Source organism: Citrobacter sp. Cpo045 (assembly GCF_030332875.1).
Classification (GTDB): Bacteria; Pseudomonadota; Gammaproteobacteria; order Enterobacterales; family Enterobacteriaceae; genus Citrobacter; species Citrobacter portucalensis.
In genome coordinates, this window is the sequence record NZ_JAOWGZ010000068.1 from 1 (window position 1) to 574 (window position 574).

The 574-nt window shown below is 51.0% G+C and carries 1 rRNA gene; it reads right to left on the bottom strand.

Annotation, left to right across the window (positions count from 1 at the left end):
• Positions 1 to 541, bottom strand: a 23S ribosomal RNA gene (locus OGY13_RS01825); the annotation flags it as partial.
• Between the last annotated feature and the right edge of the window lie 33 nt (positions 542 to 574).

Consider the following 574-nt stretch of genomic DNA (forward strand, 5'->3'; position numbering starts at 1 on the left):
TGCTCCCACTGCTTGTACGTACACGGTTTCAGGTTCTTTTTCACTCCCCTCGCCGGGGTTCTTTTCGCCTTTCCCTCACGGTACTGGTTCACTATCGGTCAGTCAGGAGTATTTAGCCTTGGAGGATGGTCCCCCCATATTCAGACAGGATACCACGTGTCCCGCCCTACTCTTCGAGTTCACAACACATGCACTTTTGTGTACGGGACTTTCACCCTGTATCGTGCGACTTTCCAGACGCTTCCACTAACACACATGCTGATTCAGACTCTGGGCTGCTCCCCGTTCGCTCGCCGCTACTGGGGGAATCTCGGTTGATTTCTTTTCCTCGGGGTACTTAGATGTTTCAGTTCCCCCGGTTCGCTTCATTACGCTATGTATTCACGTAATGATAGTGTGACGAATCACACTGGGTTTCCCCATTCGGAAATCGCCGGTTATAACGGTTCATATCACCTTACCGACGCTTATCGCAGATTAGCACGTCCTTCATCGCCTCTGACTGCCAGGGCATCCACCGTGTACGCTTAGTCGCTTAACCTCACAACCCGAAGATGTTTCTTTCGATTCATCA